The 14,088-nt window shown below is 68.4% G+C and carries 11 protein-coding genes, 1 tRNA gene and 1 CRISPR repeat array; of the genes, 9 read left to right on the top strand and 3 right to left on the bottom strand.

All coding sequences use genetic code 11. The features are described 5' to 3' along the window. Positions 1 to 4 precede the first annotated feature (4 nt). The gene (locus C3B71_RS00185; protein ID WP_199912533.1) at positions 5 to 868 is read left to right on the top strand and encodes a carbohydrate ABC transporter permease; all 864 of its coding nucleotides are present in this window, start codon (positions 5 to 7) and stop codon (positions 866 to 868) included. Positions 869 to 1,408: 540 nt separating this feature from the next. After that, a CRISPR array of direct repeats spans positions 1,409 to 2,031; the repeat unit is 32 nt; unit sequence GAAGCACCTCGCACCTCAAGGTGCATTAAGAC. A gap of 988 nt (positions 2,032 to 3,019) precedes the next feature. Here C3B71_RS00185 and C3B71_RS00180 read toward each other — a convergent pair. Further along, positions 3,020 to 3,889, bottom strand: coding sequence for an alpha/beta fold hydrolase (locus tag C3B71_RS00180; protein WP_108965278.1), 870 nt, complete (start codon positions 3,887 to 3,889; stop codon positions 3,020 to 3,022). Between the two features lie 171 nt (positions 3,890 to 4,060). Further along, positions 4,061 to 5,047 (bottom strand): NADH-dependent flavin oxidoreductase, encoded by a 987-nt coding sequence (locus C3B71_RS00175; RefSeq protein WP_199912531.1) that lies wholly within the window; start codon positions 5,045 to 5,047, stop codon positions 4,061 to 4,063. Positions 5,048 to 5,223: 176 nt separating this feature from the next. On the opposite strand from C3B71_RS00175, the gene C3B71_RS00170 reads away from it, so the two are divergent. Together C3B71_RS00170 and C3B71_RS00165 are read left to right on the top strand one after the other, a co-directional pair. Further along, on the top strand, positions 5,224 to 5,838 hold the full coding sequence (locus C3B71_RS00170; protein WP_108965276.1) for a phosphoribosyltransferase: 615 nt from the start codon (positions 5,224 to 5,226) through the stop codon (positions 5,836 to 5,838). Positions 5,839 to 5,849: 11 nt separating this feature from the next. Then, positions 5,850 to 6,263, top strand: a complete 414-nt coding sequence (locus C3B71_RS00165) for a VanZ family protein (protein WP_108965274.1) — start codon at positions 5,850 to 5,852, stop codon at positions 6,261 to 6,263. 328 nt (positions 6,264 to 6,591) lie between these two features. Here C3B71_RS00165 and C3B71_RS00160 read toward each other — a convergent pair. After that, a tRNA-Leu gene (locus C3B71_RS00160) sits at positions 6,592 to 6,677 on the bottom strand. A 488-nt stretch (positions 6,678 to 7,165) separates the two neighbouring features. Here C3B71_RS00160 and C3B71_RS00155 point away from each other — a divergent pair. The 6 genes from C3B71_RS00155 to C3B71_RS00130 are packed head-to-tail and all read left to right on the top strand — an operon-like array spanning position 7,166 to position 14,075. Next, positions 7,166 to 7,873, top strand: a complete 708-nt coding sequence (locus tag C3B71_RS00155) for an FhaA domain-containing protein (RefSeq protein WP_073333487.1) — start codon at positions 7,166 to 7,168, stop codon at positions 7,871 to 7,873. Beyond that, positions 7,870 to 8,331: an FHA domain-containing protein FhaB/FipA gene (locus C3B71_RS00150; protein ID WP_073333484.1), complete on the top strand. Its 462-nt coding sequence runs from the start codon at positions 7,870 to 7,872 to the stop codon at positions 8,329 to 8,331. The genes C3B71_RS00155 and C3B71_RS00150 overlap by 4 nt, the downstream gene beginning before the upstream one ends. Further along, on the top strand, positions 8,328 to 9,776 hold the full coding sequence (locus C3B71_RS00145; RefSeq protein ID WP_108965272.1) for a PP2C family protein-serine/threonine phosphatase: 1,449 nt from the start codon (positions 8,328 to 8,330) through the stop codon (positions 9,774 to 9,776). Before C3B71_RS00150 ends, C3B71_RS00145 begins: the two co-directional genes overlap by 4 nt. Next, entirely contained in the window at positions 9,773 to 11,302 is a 1,530-nt protein-coding gene (locus tag C3B71_RS00140) for an FtsW/RodA/SpoVE family cell cycle protein (RefSeq protein WP_108965270.1), read from the top strand. Before C3B71_RS00145 ends, C3B71_RS00140 begins: the two co-directional genes overlap by 4 nt. After that, positions 11,299 to 12,792, top strand: coding sequence for a peptidoglycan D,D-transpeptidase FtsI family protein (locus C3B71_RS00135; RefSeq protein WP_108965268.1), 1,494 nt, complete (start codon positions 11,299 to 11,301; stop codon positions 12,790 to 12,792). The genes C3B71_RS00140 and C3B71_RS00135 overlap by 4 nt, the downstream gene beginning before the upstream one ends. Next, on the top strand, positions 12,789 to 14,075 hold the full coding sequence (locus C3B71_RS00130) for a serine/threonine-protein kinase (protein WP_108965266.1): 1,287 nt from the start codon (positions 12,789 to 12,791) through the stop codon (positions 14,073 to 14,075). The genes C3B71_RS00135 and C3B71_RS00130 overlap by 4 nt, the downstream gene beginning before the upstream one ends. The last annotated feature ends 13 nt before the right edge of the window (positions 14,076 to 14,088 follow it).

Here is a 14,088-nt window from a genome sequence, read left to right as displayed (position 1 = left end):
TCATATGGACCGCGTCCGTGGCCGTGCCACCCGACGGCGTTCTCGGCTGCGTGCGGGCAGGGCGGCACTGTACCTGGTCCTCGTGGTCCTGGCGCTGGCCTACGTCTTCCCATTCCTGATCAACGTCGCGACCTCCTTCAAGACAGAGTCGGAGGCGACTTCCGACCCCCTGGGCCTGGTTCCGCGCACGTTCTCGACGGCCGCCTACGTGAAGCTGTTCGGGGCATCCGACTTCCCCCTGTGGATGCGCAATTCGCTCATCGTCACGCTGGTGGTGACCGCGGGGCGTGTGCTGTTCGATTCCATGGCCGGATATGCGCTCGCCCGCATCCCGTTCAAAGGCCGTGGAATCGTCTATGCGCTGCTGGTGGCGATCATGTCCGTGCCGGGTGTGGTATTGCTGATTCCGAAGTTCCTCGTCATCAATCAGCTGTCGATGTACGACTCCTGGTCGGGGCTGATCGTTCCCCTGCTTTGTGACGCCGCGGGGGTGTTCATCATGAAGGGCTTCTTCGAGTCGATTCCCGCCTCGGTGGAGGAGCAGGCCCGCGTGGACGGGGCGGGCACCTGGAGGATCTTCTTCTCAATCGTGCTGCCCATGAGCGTGCCCAGCCTTGTCACCATCACCATTCTGTCCTTCCAGGGATCGTGGAACGAGCTGAGCCATTTCATCGTGGCGTCGCGTTCTTCCGGACTGATCACCCTGACCAAGGGCGTGGCACAACTGAGTGCCGGCAGCCTGGGGCAGGGCAACCAGTACCCGCTGAAATTAGGCGCCGCCCTAATTATGACGGTGCCGGTGGCCGTGCTGTTCTTTATCTTCCAACGCCGGATCATGGACACCACCTCGGGCGCGGTCAAGGAATGAATGTCCTGGGGCCGGAGGCCGCCTTACGGGATTCGGGTGCATTTTGTTACGCCGGTTTGCGGTCTGCTGCGCCGCTCAGTCGTCTGCTGTATGCCTCGGAGGCCTTCAGCAGAGCGTTAACTGGCGTTGTTAACGGTGAGGTGGCGTGGGAGTCGCCCGGCTGGGTGAAGGTGTCGACGATGGTCTGCGGCGGGAGCGGCGGTGCGGCGGGGACGTCTGGAGGTGGCGAGAGCGGCGGTTGCGGGTGTGGTGTGTGGGGTTGTTGGGACGTATGGGGATGTTGGGGCGCTCGCCGGATGGTCACGATTCGGTCTACGGTACAAAGATTGGTACGTTTTGACCCCGACTTTTCCGCATGACTTCGTTGAAAGTTGGTGGCTGGAGGGGGTTGGAGGGCTGTCGGTGGCGCTTGGCTTGTTTTCAACGAAAGGTGGTAGTTTTGGCCTGGTGCCAGTCGGTCTCGTGGGGTGCTTGCGGGGTCGGTGGCGATCTCGCCTCTGGAAGTGGCGGTATGACGCGGTTTCCAGGGGTAGGGGTCAGGAAGCACCTCGCACCTCAAGGTGCATTAAGACCCCCTGCGGTTCGCGCGGCGGCGAGCGTCCCGGTTGGCGTCAGGAAGCACCTCGCACCTCAAGGTGCATTAAGACCCTCCAGGTAGCCCTTGGCGAGCAGCGACAGCTCCCGTCAGGAAGCACCTCGCACCTCAAGGTGCATTAAGACCATGCCGGTAATCGTCTCGCGATTCACGACGCGGCTCGTCAGGAAGCACCTCGCACCTCAAGGTGCATTAAGACGCGTAAATGGCGGTGACAACGATCAGGGCGATGATGAGTCAGGAAGCACCTCGCACCTCAAGGTGCATTAAGACGCACGGGTGGCGGCCTGTGCCTTGGTGAAGCACTCGAGTCAGGAAGCACCTCGCACCTCAAGGTGCATTAAGACACGCCCAGTACGAGGCGGAAGTGCACGCTATGTATTCGTCAGGAAGCACCTCGCACCTCAAGGTGCATTAAGACATGCGTAAGTGGTTTTGGGTAATCCAAGGGGGTCCTCGTCAAGAAGCACCTCGCACCTCAAGGTGCATTAAGACCCGTCTTCCAAATAATCGGACGAGTTTACGACGTCGGTCAGGAAGCACCTCGCACCTCAAGGTGCATTAAGACTTTGTCAGGCATGGTCTCGGCGTCGAGGTTGTAGGGCGCTTCGCGTTCGAGGGTGTGGATGAAGCCGGGAGTCGGTTCGCCCGCGTGCTTAGCGCTGACATCGTCTACTACACCGGTTAGGTGTTTGCTTAAGGGTTCTGGGCCCTCCGGCGGAGGTCTAACGACGTAGCAGACGCCGAAGGGGCGCAGCAGAGGCCGAAGGGGCGTACCCAATGATCGGGCCCTGGCCTCAATCCCACTCGCTCTACGTCCGCGACGCCGCCCCACCTCGGATGCTCGCACCGCCAACCTCCATGCCCCCTGCGAAGAAGCGGTTCATCGTCGGGCATACAGGCTCCTCGCGCTCGGGGACGTGGCGGGCCGGGAGTGGTGGCTGGCCGGGTGGTGGTGGGCGCGCGTACCCCAGTGGCGCACTACGCGGCGCGATGGACGGGAGTTGGGCCGGGGTGTCCGCTGAACCACGGCGGGCCAGGCACGATAGCTCCTGCGTTCGGGTCAACGTTCGCGTGTCCAGCCTGACGGTTCGTACGTTGCGGTCGACGATTCGGCACATCCGACGACGGTTCGTGGGGTAGGTGTACGAACCGTCGCCGTTCATGCCGAACCGTTGCTGCTACCTGACGAACCGTCACCGAAACACACGAACCGTCCATACCCACAACGGCGCCGACGACGTCCTCATCGACCCGAGCACGACCTCATCAGCCCGAGAACGACCCCGCCAGCCCGACGTCGTCCTCCCGCACCCAAACACGACCACCCCACAACAACCCGCGGGCCCGAACCACCACCCCACAAACGGTGAGAGCCTGGGATGTCCAAATCCGGGACAAACGCGCCGGCAGCTGCCGTGACGGCGTTGAAGATCGTTGAAATCATGCGGACTCTCAAGCGGACCACGGCGCTCCGAACGCCGTTTGTCCCGAATCCGGACACTTCAGCCGACTTCAGTGCGAAGCACCCGTACCTACGCACCGGGTCGCACCGCTCAGGCCCAAGCACGCACCAGACGCACGATGGCGTCCGCGACCTCCTGGTCCTTGCCCTGGTAGGTGTGGCCGGTGCCCTGGATCAGCACCAGTTCGTTCGCCTCCGGGACGGCGGTGTGATCGTTGATCGTCGCCAGGAACCCCGCCGAGTCGCCATAGCTGAACCGGTCATAGGTGCCGATGAGCATGGCGCCGGTGTGCCGCATGGCGGCCACCTGACTGAAGTCGGCGTCGGCCTCCACGTGCACGTTGTCCAGGATGTTGTCGCACAGCCACTGGCGGGCGGTCTCCGCGCGGCAGGGAACCCAGCCCATGAGCGGGAACGGCAGCCGCTGCTCCCCCAGGCCGCGGTCGACGTAGTCGCGCACCACGGCCCGCTCCTGCGCCGTGACCTGGTTGGTCAGGTGGCGCAGGTTGGCGGGGCTGAGCAGGAGGAAGTGCTCCACCCGCTCATCGTGGTGGCGCGCCAGGTAGTAGATGACCTTGTTGGCGCCCAGGGAGTGCCCGGCCAGGATGATTCGCCGATAGCCGGCGGCCTCCGCGTAGTCCAGCCAAGCCCCCAGATCCTCGTCGGTGAAGGCGAAGTCCTCGTTCCACGAGCCGATGACCTCCTCCTGCCCCGTCACCGCGTTGGTGCCGGGGATCTCGTTGAAGGCGTCGTTCGTCTGCGCGTACACGAAGTCGATGCCGGCCCGGTTGAGGGTCCGCCCGAAGGTGACGTAGAAGGGGTTGGAGTAGAAGTTCCCGTGGATACCGGTGATGGCAATCACCACCGTGTCCGCGGCCTGGGCCGGGAGCAGGGCCCCGTCCAGCACGCTGCCCCGCCGGGTGGTCACCGTCAGGGCGCGCGGGCGGCGCAGCCCCGGCATCTCAGTAGTCCTCGCTGCGGTAGCGGGGGCTGAACTGCTTGGAGCGCGGATAGAAGTCGGTCCCCATCCGGGTACCCTCCAGCATGGCCTGCGTGTAGCGGTAGGTGTCGGCCTTGTCCCAGTCGAAGGTCGTCTCGATCTCATCCTCGCGGCCGGTACGGATCAGCTCGATCAGGTGCGGGTTGAGTTGAGCAGGACGCTCTTGCCGATGGCCAACAGCTCGGCCCAGCCGGTGTCCCAGGCGCGAATCATGTCGTCGGCCGTGTACAGGTTGCCGACGCCGATCAACGGCATCCGCCCACCGATGCGCTCGTGCAGCAACTGCATGCGGGTCAGGGAGGTGTCCGCGCCCCGACGCGCTTTCTTGTAGAAGTCCCACAGGGACACGTGCAGGTACTGCAACGGCTTGTCCACCAGGGCGTCGACCAGGGCGAAGGTGTCCGCCATGGTCAGGCCGCGCTCGCCGGGCTCCTCCGGGGAGAAGCGGTAACCCACGATGAAGTCGAGCCGGTCGTGCCGACGGCGCACGGCGTCGACGGCGTCCACGACCGCCAGCGGCAGTGCCATCCGCTTCTCGCGCGAGCCGCCCCAGTCGTCGGTGCGCAGGTTGGTGTTGCCGGAGAAGAACTGCTGCACCAGCCAGCCGTTCGCGCCGTGAATCTCCACGCCGTCCAGGCCGGCCTCAAGGCTCAGCTCGGTGGCGCGGGCGTAGGCGTCTACCAGGCCGCGCACCTCGTCGTCGGTCATGGCCCGCGAGCCGGCGAAGGGAGCCGTTGTGGGGGAGACGACGTCGTGCCCCTGGGTCATCTCCCTGCGGGCGTGCAGCCCGGAATGGGCGAGCTGGACGACGGCGAGCGCCCCCTGGGCGTGAGCGATGTCCGCGTACTCCTTGAGCGTGGCCAGGTGCCGGGAGTCGAAGGCGTTGGGGGACTCGAAGCCGATGCCGCCCGGCGCCACATTCGTGAACGGCACGATGAACAGGGAGAAACCCTTGAAGCGGTCGTTCCAGAAGCGGCGGGCGGCGTCGGTCAGCTCGCCGTCGGCGCCCGAGTCGTAGATCGTCAGCGGCGCCACGACGAGCCGATTCTTGAGCGTCACGCCGTTGTTGAGTTCCAGGGGTTCGAATAGCGGCGCGTACTTCGGGTTCATCTCACTCATCGTGGATGCCTCTCTATGGGATGGGTCCCGGCCGGTGCCGACCGGGCTTGCCTCCCACAACCCGTGGGACGCCGCGTCATATCCCGTTGGCGACCGTCTACCCGGTCACGTCGTCGTCACCGGTCGCCTCGCGACACTCGCGATCCGCGCCGCTGCGGGCCGCTACGATTCGCAGAGTGACCGACGCTACTAAGCCCGCCTCGACCACCCTTCCCTTCGATGACGGCGCCACCTCGGACGCCGCCCCCGACCGCGAAGAGCTCACCTGGGAGCTGTTCGGCCGCGCTGAACGCGAACTGTCCGCGCAGATCGTGGCCTCCGGCTGGGTGCCGGACCTGATCATCGCCATCGCCCGCGGCGGACTGATCCCCGCCGGCGCCATCGGCTACGCGATCGGCATCAAGGCCATGGGCGCCATCAACGTGGAGTTCTACACCGGGGTGGGCCAGACGCTGGAGGAGCCGGTGGTACTGCCACCGCTCATGGACGCCTCGGACCTGCCCGGCAAGAAGGTGCTGGTGGTCGACGACGTGGCCGACTCCGGCAAGACCCTGAAGATGGTCATGGAGCTGCTGCAGCACCGGGGTCTCGACCTGGGCGGTGAGACCGTGGCCGTGGACGCCCGCAGCGCGGTGATCTACCGCAAGCCGCGCAGCATCTTCGCGCCGGACTACTGCTGGCGGGTGACCGATAAGTGGATCAACTTCCCCTGGTCGGTCCTGCCGGTCATCACGCCCTCGTCGCTGGACCAGGAGCAGACCGACCAGCTGGACGCACGCGTCGGGCGCTGAAGGGTCGCGACATGTGGACCGGGTACCGCACGACCCGCGTACTGGCCGCCGGTTACCTGCTCGTGGTCCTATTCGCGGTGCTGTGGCCATCGGGAGGGGACGTCGCCGCCGTCAAGGCCGGGTTGGGTCCCTGGTTCCTCACGCCGGCCGGAAAAGACATCGCCTTGAACCTCGCGATGCTAGCGCCGCTGACCTTCCTGGCTTGCCTGGGCTGGCCACGCGTGCCCTGGTGGACGTGGGTGCTCGCGGGCTGTGCCCTCAGCCTGGGCGCGGAACTGATGCAGTGGGCCCTGCCGGCGCTCGACCGTCGGCCATCACTGTTCAACGTCGTCCAGAACGGCGTCGGCGCCTGGTTGGGCGTTGCGCTGGCCGGGTTGCTGTCGCACCGCCGCCGGGCTAGCGGAACAGATACCCGCCGTGCCTAGGGTCGGCCGCCGCGGGGGCAGGTCTGCCCTCGGTTGCCGGGCCGCTGGGTGGGCCTGATCGGTTCCGACGCCGGTGCGAGCGGTCTGCTCTCGGGCGTCGGGCCGCCGGGCCTCGTCTCGTACACGAGTTCCTCGCGAATACACGAGTTTTAGAGCTTTGCGGGCGCCGAACACGTGCAAACCTCTAAAACTCGTGTATCTGACGCGAAGGCGTGTTCATGTCGGCACCTTCGACCGGGATAGGCCGGGTCCGGCGAACACGAAACCGGCATCGGTCTCGCCGAACACGACAAAGGCCCGGGCTGGTGAACCAGCTCCGGGCCTTCCCTGGTGCGCGGGGGGGACTCGAACCCCCATGATCGCAAGATCACACGGACCTGAACCGTGCGCGTCTACCAATTCCGCCACTCGCGCATCGACGTGTGTTCATGCTAGCGGCTCGCAGGCGTCTGCGTCCAATCCAGACCGCCGCCGCCGACCGTGAAACCGCTCACCCACATGGCGGACCGCTTGCACGGCACACGGTCCGACCGGGCGAGCACGGGCGAACAGCGCTCCCCACCCGCCCAGACTCCTCGAGCCAGGTTCCCGGTGACAGGGGGCGGCACCGAGTCCTCCCCGGCCAAGCCCCACACCTGCTCCGAGACACCAGCCCGGCCCCGCCCAGCCGCCGCTCCGGGTAACGTCCCGATCGCAACACGGCCATCGCGCCCACCTTCCCGGTGTAAGCGCCTCACCCGTTACGATTGGGGCAGGTCACCCCTGGATTCCGTCCAGGCGTACACACGCCACGGGCAGTCCCAGTATCGTGGCCGAATCAGGCCGCGTGCCGGGCGCCCGCCCGCCTCGCGGACGGAAGCGGCGGCGCCGCGGCCGCTGTGAAACACACGGGGAGGTAGTCCATGGGTCTCCTGGACAAGTTCGAGAAGGGCGTCGGCAGCGTCGCCAATCGGGCCATGTCCCGGTTCTCCGATGACGTCGAGCCCATCGAGATCGCCTCGAAGCTGCGCGAGACGATGGACAAGCGCGCCGCCTCCTTCGCGCGCGACCGCTCCGTGGTGCCCAACGTTTTCCGCATCCACCTGGCCCCCAGCGACATCGAGCGCCTGAACACCTGGGGCATGGATGAGATGGTGCGGCAGATGGAGGAGACCGCCACCACCCACGCAGGCGAGCAGGGCTACTCCTTCGTCGGACCGGTTGACGTCTCCTTCATCCCCGACGTCGGCCTGACGCCCCCCAACATCGAGATCGACTCCTCCACCCGCCGTGGCGCCGCCGCACCCGCGGCCGCCGCCACCGCCTCCCCCACCCATCCCATCCTGGACATCGACGGGCAGCGCTACCTGCTCACCGGCCCGGTCACCGTGATCGGCCGCGGCAGCGAGGCGGACATCATCGTCGATGACTCCGGCGTCTCCCGCCGCCACCTGGAGATCCGCCTCACCCAGGGGCATGCGATCGCCACCGACCTCGGCTCCACCAACGGCACCTTCGTGGAGGGCCACCGGGTCGACGCCGCCACCCTCCTGGACGGCAACACGCTCACCATCGGCCGCACCCGGATCATGTTCTGGGACGGCACCCAAGGCACAGGAGCCAACGGGTGAGTGAGCTCGCGTTCACCATCGCCCGGCTGGGTTACCTAGTCCTGCTGTGGGTGTTCGTGTACTTCGTCGTACGCGTGCTGCGCCGCGACGTGGCCGACGTGTCTGCCACCCCGACCCGACGGCGAGGTCTGCGCCGGGACGCCGGCGCCGCGGCCGGCCGCAACCGCGGCCCCACCCGCCTGGTGATCACCGAGGGGCCCCTGGCGGGCTCCATGGTGCCCCTGACCCCCACCTCCATCACCATTGGACGCGACCAGAACTGCACGCTGGTGCTCAATGACTCCTACGCGTCCTCCCGACACGCCCGCGTATTCCCCAAGGACGGCGCCTGGTGGCTGGAGGACCTGTCCTCCACCAACGGCACCACGCTTGCGGGGCGGCCCGTGTACGGTGCCGTTGAACTGCCCGTCGGAGTGCCGGTGCGAATCGGCCAGACCACCTTGGAGCTGCGCCCATGACCATCTCCCTGCGCTATGCGGCCAGGAGTGACGTCGGGCTGGTCCGCGCCTCCAACCAGGACTCCGGCTACGCCGGCCCGCACCTGATGCTCCTGTGCGACGGCATGGGCGGCCCCGCCGGCGGAGACATCGCCTCCGCCGTCGCGGTGGAGCACCTGGTGCCGCTGGACGCCGACTCCCACCAGGCCGGCGAGTTGCTGGACCTGCTGCGAAGCGCCGTCCAGGAGGCGCACGCCGACCTGGTCTCGCTGTCCGCCGACAATCCCGACCTCGCGGGCCTGGGCACCACCTGCATCGCGATCATGCGCTCGGGCAACAAACTCGCCATGGTGCATGTGGGTGACTCGCGCGCCTACCTGCTGCGCGGCGGCGAACTCACCCAGGTCACCACCGACCACACCTTCGTGGAGTACCTGGTGGAAACCGGCCGTCTGACGCGCGAGCAGGCACGCCGACACCCGCAGCGCTCCGTGTTGCTGCGTGTGCTCGGCGACGCCGAGGGCGACGTCCAGCTGGACGAGTCCATCCGTGAGGCGGTGCCCGGCGACCGCTGGCTGCTGTGTTCCGACGGGCTGAGCGGTCCGGTCTCCGCCGACACCATCGGCGAGGTGCTGGCCACGGTCGATGACCCCGGCCAGGCGGGCGACCAGCTCATCGACCTGGCGCTGCGCGCCGGCGGTCCCGACAACGTCACCGTGGTGGTGTTCGACGTCGTCGAGAACGACCCCCAGCCGCAGACCGACACGCAGATCGTCGGCTCCGCAGCCAACCGCCGCGCCCGCCTGCGGCAGGCCGCCACGGGGGAGCAGCCCCCAGTCTCCGCGGATCCCCCGGACACTACCCCGGCGACGACGCCGGCCGCGAAGGCCGCCGCCCTGGTGGCGGGCCTGGACTCCGAACCGGCCCCCAGCGACACCACCGAGGAGGAGGCGATCGCCGCCCAGGCGCGAAGCCAGCTCGCCCGGCGCCGCAAACGTCGGCTGCGCTCGATCATCGCCACCCTGATCCTGGTGCTGGCCGTGCTCGGTGCGGGTGTCCTCGGCTACCAGTGGACCCAGTCCCAGTACTACGTGACCACGCTGAACGACCGCGTCGTCATCTATCAGGGCATCCCGCAGGAGATCGGTCCGATCTCCCTCAGCCACGTGGTCCAGACCTATGACGAGCCCACCGTTGATGCGCTGAATTCACAGATTCTGGCCACCCTTGAGCGGACCGTGCAGCAGCCCTCCCTGGACGCCGCCCGTCAGTACGTGCGCACCACGGTGATGGATAACCTGGTTCAGGAGCCGGCGGCCACCCCCACCCCAGTACCGACCGCGACCGCTACGCCGACGCCGACAGCCACCCAGGCCCCCACGTCCGCATCCAGCCGGGGCGCCGGCTCCTCCTCCACCCGCGCCCTGGGCCCCGCCGCGCCGGGGCAGCGGGAGTCGAGCACATGACCTCCCCCGCCCGTCCCGCATCGGTTCCGGCCTCGGCGTCGTCGCGCCACACGGGCCGCTGGGCCGAGGCCGGCCTGCTGCTGATCGCCCTGGTCATCGGCCTGACCGCCTTCGTGCTGACGACCCTCAACCGCACCGGCGCATCCCCCGCCCAGTCGCTGCGGCTGGCGGCGGCCCTGACCGCGGTGTGCCTGGTGGTTCACCTGTGGGTGCGCCGCACCGCCCCATGGGCGGACCCGGTGCTGCTGCCGACGGCGGTCGCCCTCAACGGCATCGGCCTGGCCATGATCCACCGACTGGACCTGTCCTACGAGCGCACCGGGCAGGTTCACGACTACGGCACCAAGCAGGCGATATGGACCGCCCTGGGGGTGATCCTGTTCTGCCTGGTGCTGTTGATGCGCGACCACCGGTTGCTGCGCCGTTGGGACAGTTGGGCCATGTGGGGCGGCCTGGGCTTCCTGGTGCTGCCGTTCGTGCCCGGGCTGGGCACGGAGGTCAACGGCGCCCGCATCTGGATTCACCTGGGACCGATGTCCTTCCAGCCGGCGGAGCTGACCAAGGTGCTGCTGGCGATCTTCTTCGCCTCCTACCTGGTCTCCAACCGGGACAACCTGGCCCTGGCGGGTCGGCGGGTGCTGGGAATGAACCTGCCGCGCGCCCGGCACCTGGCGCCCCTGCTGGTGGTGTGGGGCGTAAGCATCCTGGTGCTGGTGCTGCAGCGGGACCTGGGCTCCTCGGTGCTGCTGTTCGGCCTGTTCGTGGTCACCCTGTACGTGGCCACCGACCGGCCCAGCTGGCTGGTGATCGGCGCCGCCCTGTTCCTGCCCGCCGCCTGGTTCGCCGCCACCCACCTGGCCCACGTGCAGCAGCGCATCACCGCCTGGCTGCACGCCATGGACCCGTCCGTCTACGAGATGCCGGGCGGTTCCTGGCAGCTGGTGACCGGCCTGTTCGGCATGGCCTACGGCGGGTTGATGGGCACCGGCTGGGGTGAGGGCTATCCGAACCTGACCACCTTCGCCAACTCCGACTTCATCGTCGCCTCCCTGGGTGAAGAACTGGGACTGACGGGCACGCTCGCCATCCTCATGCTCTACCTGATCCTGGTGCAGCGGGGTCTGCGCACCGCCCTGGCCCTGCGGGACGGCTTCGGCAAGCTGCTGGCCACCGCCCTGTCCTTCACCATCGCCCTGCAGGTGTTCGTGGTGGTCGGCGGAGTCACCCGGCTGATCCCGCTGACCGGCCTGACCACCCCGTTCCTCGCCTACGGCGGCTCCTCGCTGATCGCCAACTGGATCATTCTGGCGCTGCTGGTGCGCCTGTCCGACGCCGCCCGTCGCCCCGCCGCGGCCGCCCCCCGCATCATCGACACCGCCGACCTGCCCACCTCCCTGCGCAAGCAGGTGCAGGACGCCGACGACGCGCCCACCCCGGCCCGACCCGAGGCGGCCCCCGAGCGGGCCGACGCCGAACCGCCCGCCTTCGCTCCCCACCGTCCCGCGGATGAGGAGGGTGACGCATGAACCGGCAGATCCGCCAGGTCACCGTGCTGGTGCTGGTCATGGTGCTGGCCCTGGCAGCCTCCCTGACCAGCGTGCAGGGACTGAACCGGCCGGCCCTGTGGGAGTCCTCCTCCCAGCAGGGCACACTGACCACGGACTCGCGCAACGCCCGCATGGTCTACGCCCAGTTCGGCACCGACCGGGGCCAAATCCTGGCCGGCGACACCGTGATCGCCGACTCCGAACCCTCCGACGACGCCTACACCTACCAGCGCACGTACCCGGGCGGGCAGTTGTACGCCCCGCTGACCGGCTACTTCTCCACCTCCTTCTCCTCCATGACCGGGCTGGAGCTGACCGCGAACTCGGTGCTCAACGGGGAGGACCCCTCCCTGTTCTCCAGCCGCATCAAGTCCCTGGTGACCGGGGAGACCCAACAGGGTGGCGCCATCAAGCTGACCATCGACCCGCAAGTGCAGCAGGCCGCCTGGGATGCGCTGGGCGGCAGGCGGGGCGCCGTGGTGGCCCTGGACCCGTCCACCGGCGCGATCCTGGCCCTGGTCTCCTCCCCCTCCTACGATCCCAACCTGCTGGCCGCCCACGACTCCGACACCGTCCAGTCGGCCTGGGAGTCCCTGAACGATGACCCCGCCAAACCGTTGGTCAACCGGGCCATCGGTGGGGACCTGTACCCGCCGGGATCCACCTTCAAGATCCTGACCACCGCCGCCGCGCTACGCACCGGGGAGGCGAGCGCGGATACGGAGATGGACGCGCCGGACACCCTCACCCTGCCGGGCACCAACCACGCCCTGTCCAACTACGCCGGCGAGTCCTGTGGCAACGGCACCGTCACCCTGGCCGAGGCATTCGCCCAGTCCTGCAACACTCCCTTCGCCCAGTTGGCCATGGATGTGGGCGACGACGAGCTCGCCACGGAGGCCGCCAACTGGGGCTTCGGCGAGGACCTGGACATACCGCTGACGGTCACCCCGTCCACCTACCCGGCCAACGACTCGCAGGCACAGACCGCCATGGCCGGCATCGGGCAGGCCTCCGTGCGGGTCACGCCGCTGATGATGGCGACGGTGGCCGCCACCATCGCCAACGGCGGCGACCAGATGACCCCCTACCTGATCGCTCAAACGCTCGACTCCGACCTGTCGGTCGTGTCTACCGCCACGCCGAAGGTGGCCCGCACACCGATCGACTCCTCCACGGCGCAGACCCTGTCGGAGCTGATGCAGCAGGCGGTCACCGACGGCACCGGCACCACCGCGCAGGTTGCCGGCGTGACGGTGGCCGGAAAGACCGGCACCGCCGAGACGGGATCGGCCGAGGGCGGCCCGGTCACCTGGTTCGCCGGCTTCGCCGGCACGGACATCGCCGATCCCACCGTCGCCGTCGCCGTCGTGCTCGACGGCGGTGAGCAGACCGCCACCACCGGCACCGGCGGTTCGGTCGCCGGCCCGATCGCCGCCTCCGTGATCGACGCGGCGGTGGACCAGTGAAACCCGAACCCGGCCTAGAGCTGCAGGGCCGCTACCAGCTGGTTGAGCGCATCGCCCTGGGCGGCATGGGCGAGGTGTGGCGCGCCACCGACCTGCGTTCCGGTCGGGCGGTGGCCGCGAAGATCCTGCGCCCGGAACTGGCCGGGGATGAGATCTTCCTATCCCGCCTGCGCGCCGAGGCCGCCAACTCTCGCGGCCTGCGCCACCCGAACCTGGCGGTGGTGCTGGACTCCGGGGAGCGGCACGGCTCCGGCTGGATCGTCATGGAGCTGGTGCAGGGACGCGCCCTGTCGGACATCCTGGCCGAACGGGGCACCATGCCGCCGGAGGAAATCCTGCCGATCCTGGCGCAGGTCGCCCGTGCCCTGCAGGTGGTGCACGACTCCGGCGTGGTGCACCGCGACGTCAAGCCCTCCAACATCCTGATCAACCGGGAGGGACTGGCCAAGCTCACCGACTTCGGCATCTCCATGGGCGTCAATCAGCGCCCCATGACCGCCACCGGCATGGTCATGGGCACCGCCCAGTACCTCGCCCCAGAGCAGGCCATGGGCAACATGGCCACCCCCTCCGGGGACCTGTACGCGCTGGGGGTCATCGCCTACGAGGCCCTGGCCGGGCACCGCCCCTTCACCGGCTCCACGCAGGTGGACATCGCCTTCGCCCACGTCAACCAGCCGGTGCCGCCGCTGCCCGACCACCTGCCGGCAGAGGTGCGCGAGGTGGTGATGGAGCTGCTGGCCAAGAAGCCGGCAGACCGCCCCCGTTCGGCCCGCGAACTGGCCCGCCGCCTGGACCGGATCGTGATCAACCTTCCCGCGGAGTCCTGGGACCCGCGCGAGGCGCCCACCTGGACCGCGACCGGCCGCATCGCCGCCGCGGTTTCAGCGGTTGCGACGGACGTCGACTCCCGGGCAGTGGACGCCGCCGGGACCACATCCGCGCCGCCGGCCGACCCGGCACCCGCCCGCACCGCGGCACCGGCGGCTGCGACCGCCCTCGCCGCCTCCCCCCAGTCATCCACCCCCACCACCCGCACCATCCCGGCCGCGGACCGCACCCGCACCGCCGCCGCCAGCGCCTCAAGCCCGGCGACGGCGTCGACCCGGCATGCCTCGGGCCGCGAGCGCTTCGGCCTGCCCGCCGGCACCATCCGCATCGTGGTCACCATCCTGATCCTGCTCATGCTGCTGGTGGCGGCGGGTACCCTTGCTTCAGCGCACTCGGGCGCCTCCCGTGATCATGCGGTCGTGTCCACCACCTCTTCAAAGGAGGCACTGTGACGATTCAGTCCCC

It is taken from the genome of Actinomyces sp. Z16 (assembly GCF_003111765.1).
GTDB classification, from domain to species: domain Bacteria; phylum Actinomycetota; class Actinomycetes; order Actinomycetales; family Actinomycetaceae; genus Actinomyces; species Actinomyces glycerinitolerans.
Note: the sequence above shows the minus strand (reverse complement) of the source record. Positions and strands in the feature narration are given on the sequence as shown.

Bases quoted from the DNA above. Each gene is read 5' to 3' on its own strand.
- C3B71_RS00185 (WP_199912533.1), top strand. From the start codon at position 5: ATGGACCGCGTCCGTGGCCGTGCCACCCGACGGCGTTCTCGGCTGCGT.
- C3B71_RS00180 (WP_108965278.1), bottom strand. From the start codon at position 3,889: ATGCCGGGGCTGCGCCGCCCGCGCGCCCTGACGGTGACCACCCGGCGG.
- C3B71_RS00175 (WP_199912531.1), bottom strand. From the start codon at position 5,047: ATGAGTGAGATGAACCCGAAGTACGCGCCGCTATTCGAACCCCTGGAA.
- C3B71_RS00165 (WP_108965274.1), top strand. From the start codon at position 5,850: ATGTGGACCGGGTACCGCACGACCCGCGTACTGGCCGCCGGTTACCTG.
- C3B71_RS00155 (WP_073333487.1), top strand. From the start codon at position 7,166: ATGGGTCTCCTGGACAAGTTCGAGAAGGGCGTCGGCAGCGTCGCCAAT.
- C3B71_RS00145 (WP_108965272.1), top strand. From the start codon at position 8,328: ATGACCATCTCCCTGCGCTATGCGGCCAGGAGTGACGTCGGGCTGGTC.
- C3B71_RS00140 (WP_108965270.1), top strand. From the start codon at position 9,773: ATGACCTCCCCCGCCCGTCCCGCATCGGTTCCGGCCTCGGCGTCGTCG.
- C3B71_RS00135 (WP_108965268.1), top strand. From the start codon at position 11,299: ATGAACCGGCAGATCCGCCAGGTCACCGTGCTGGTGCTGGTCATGGTG.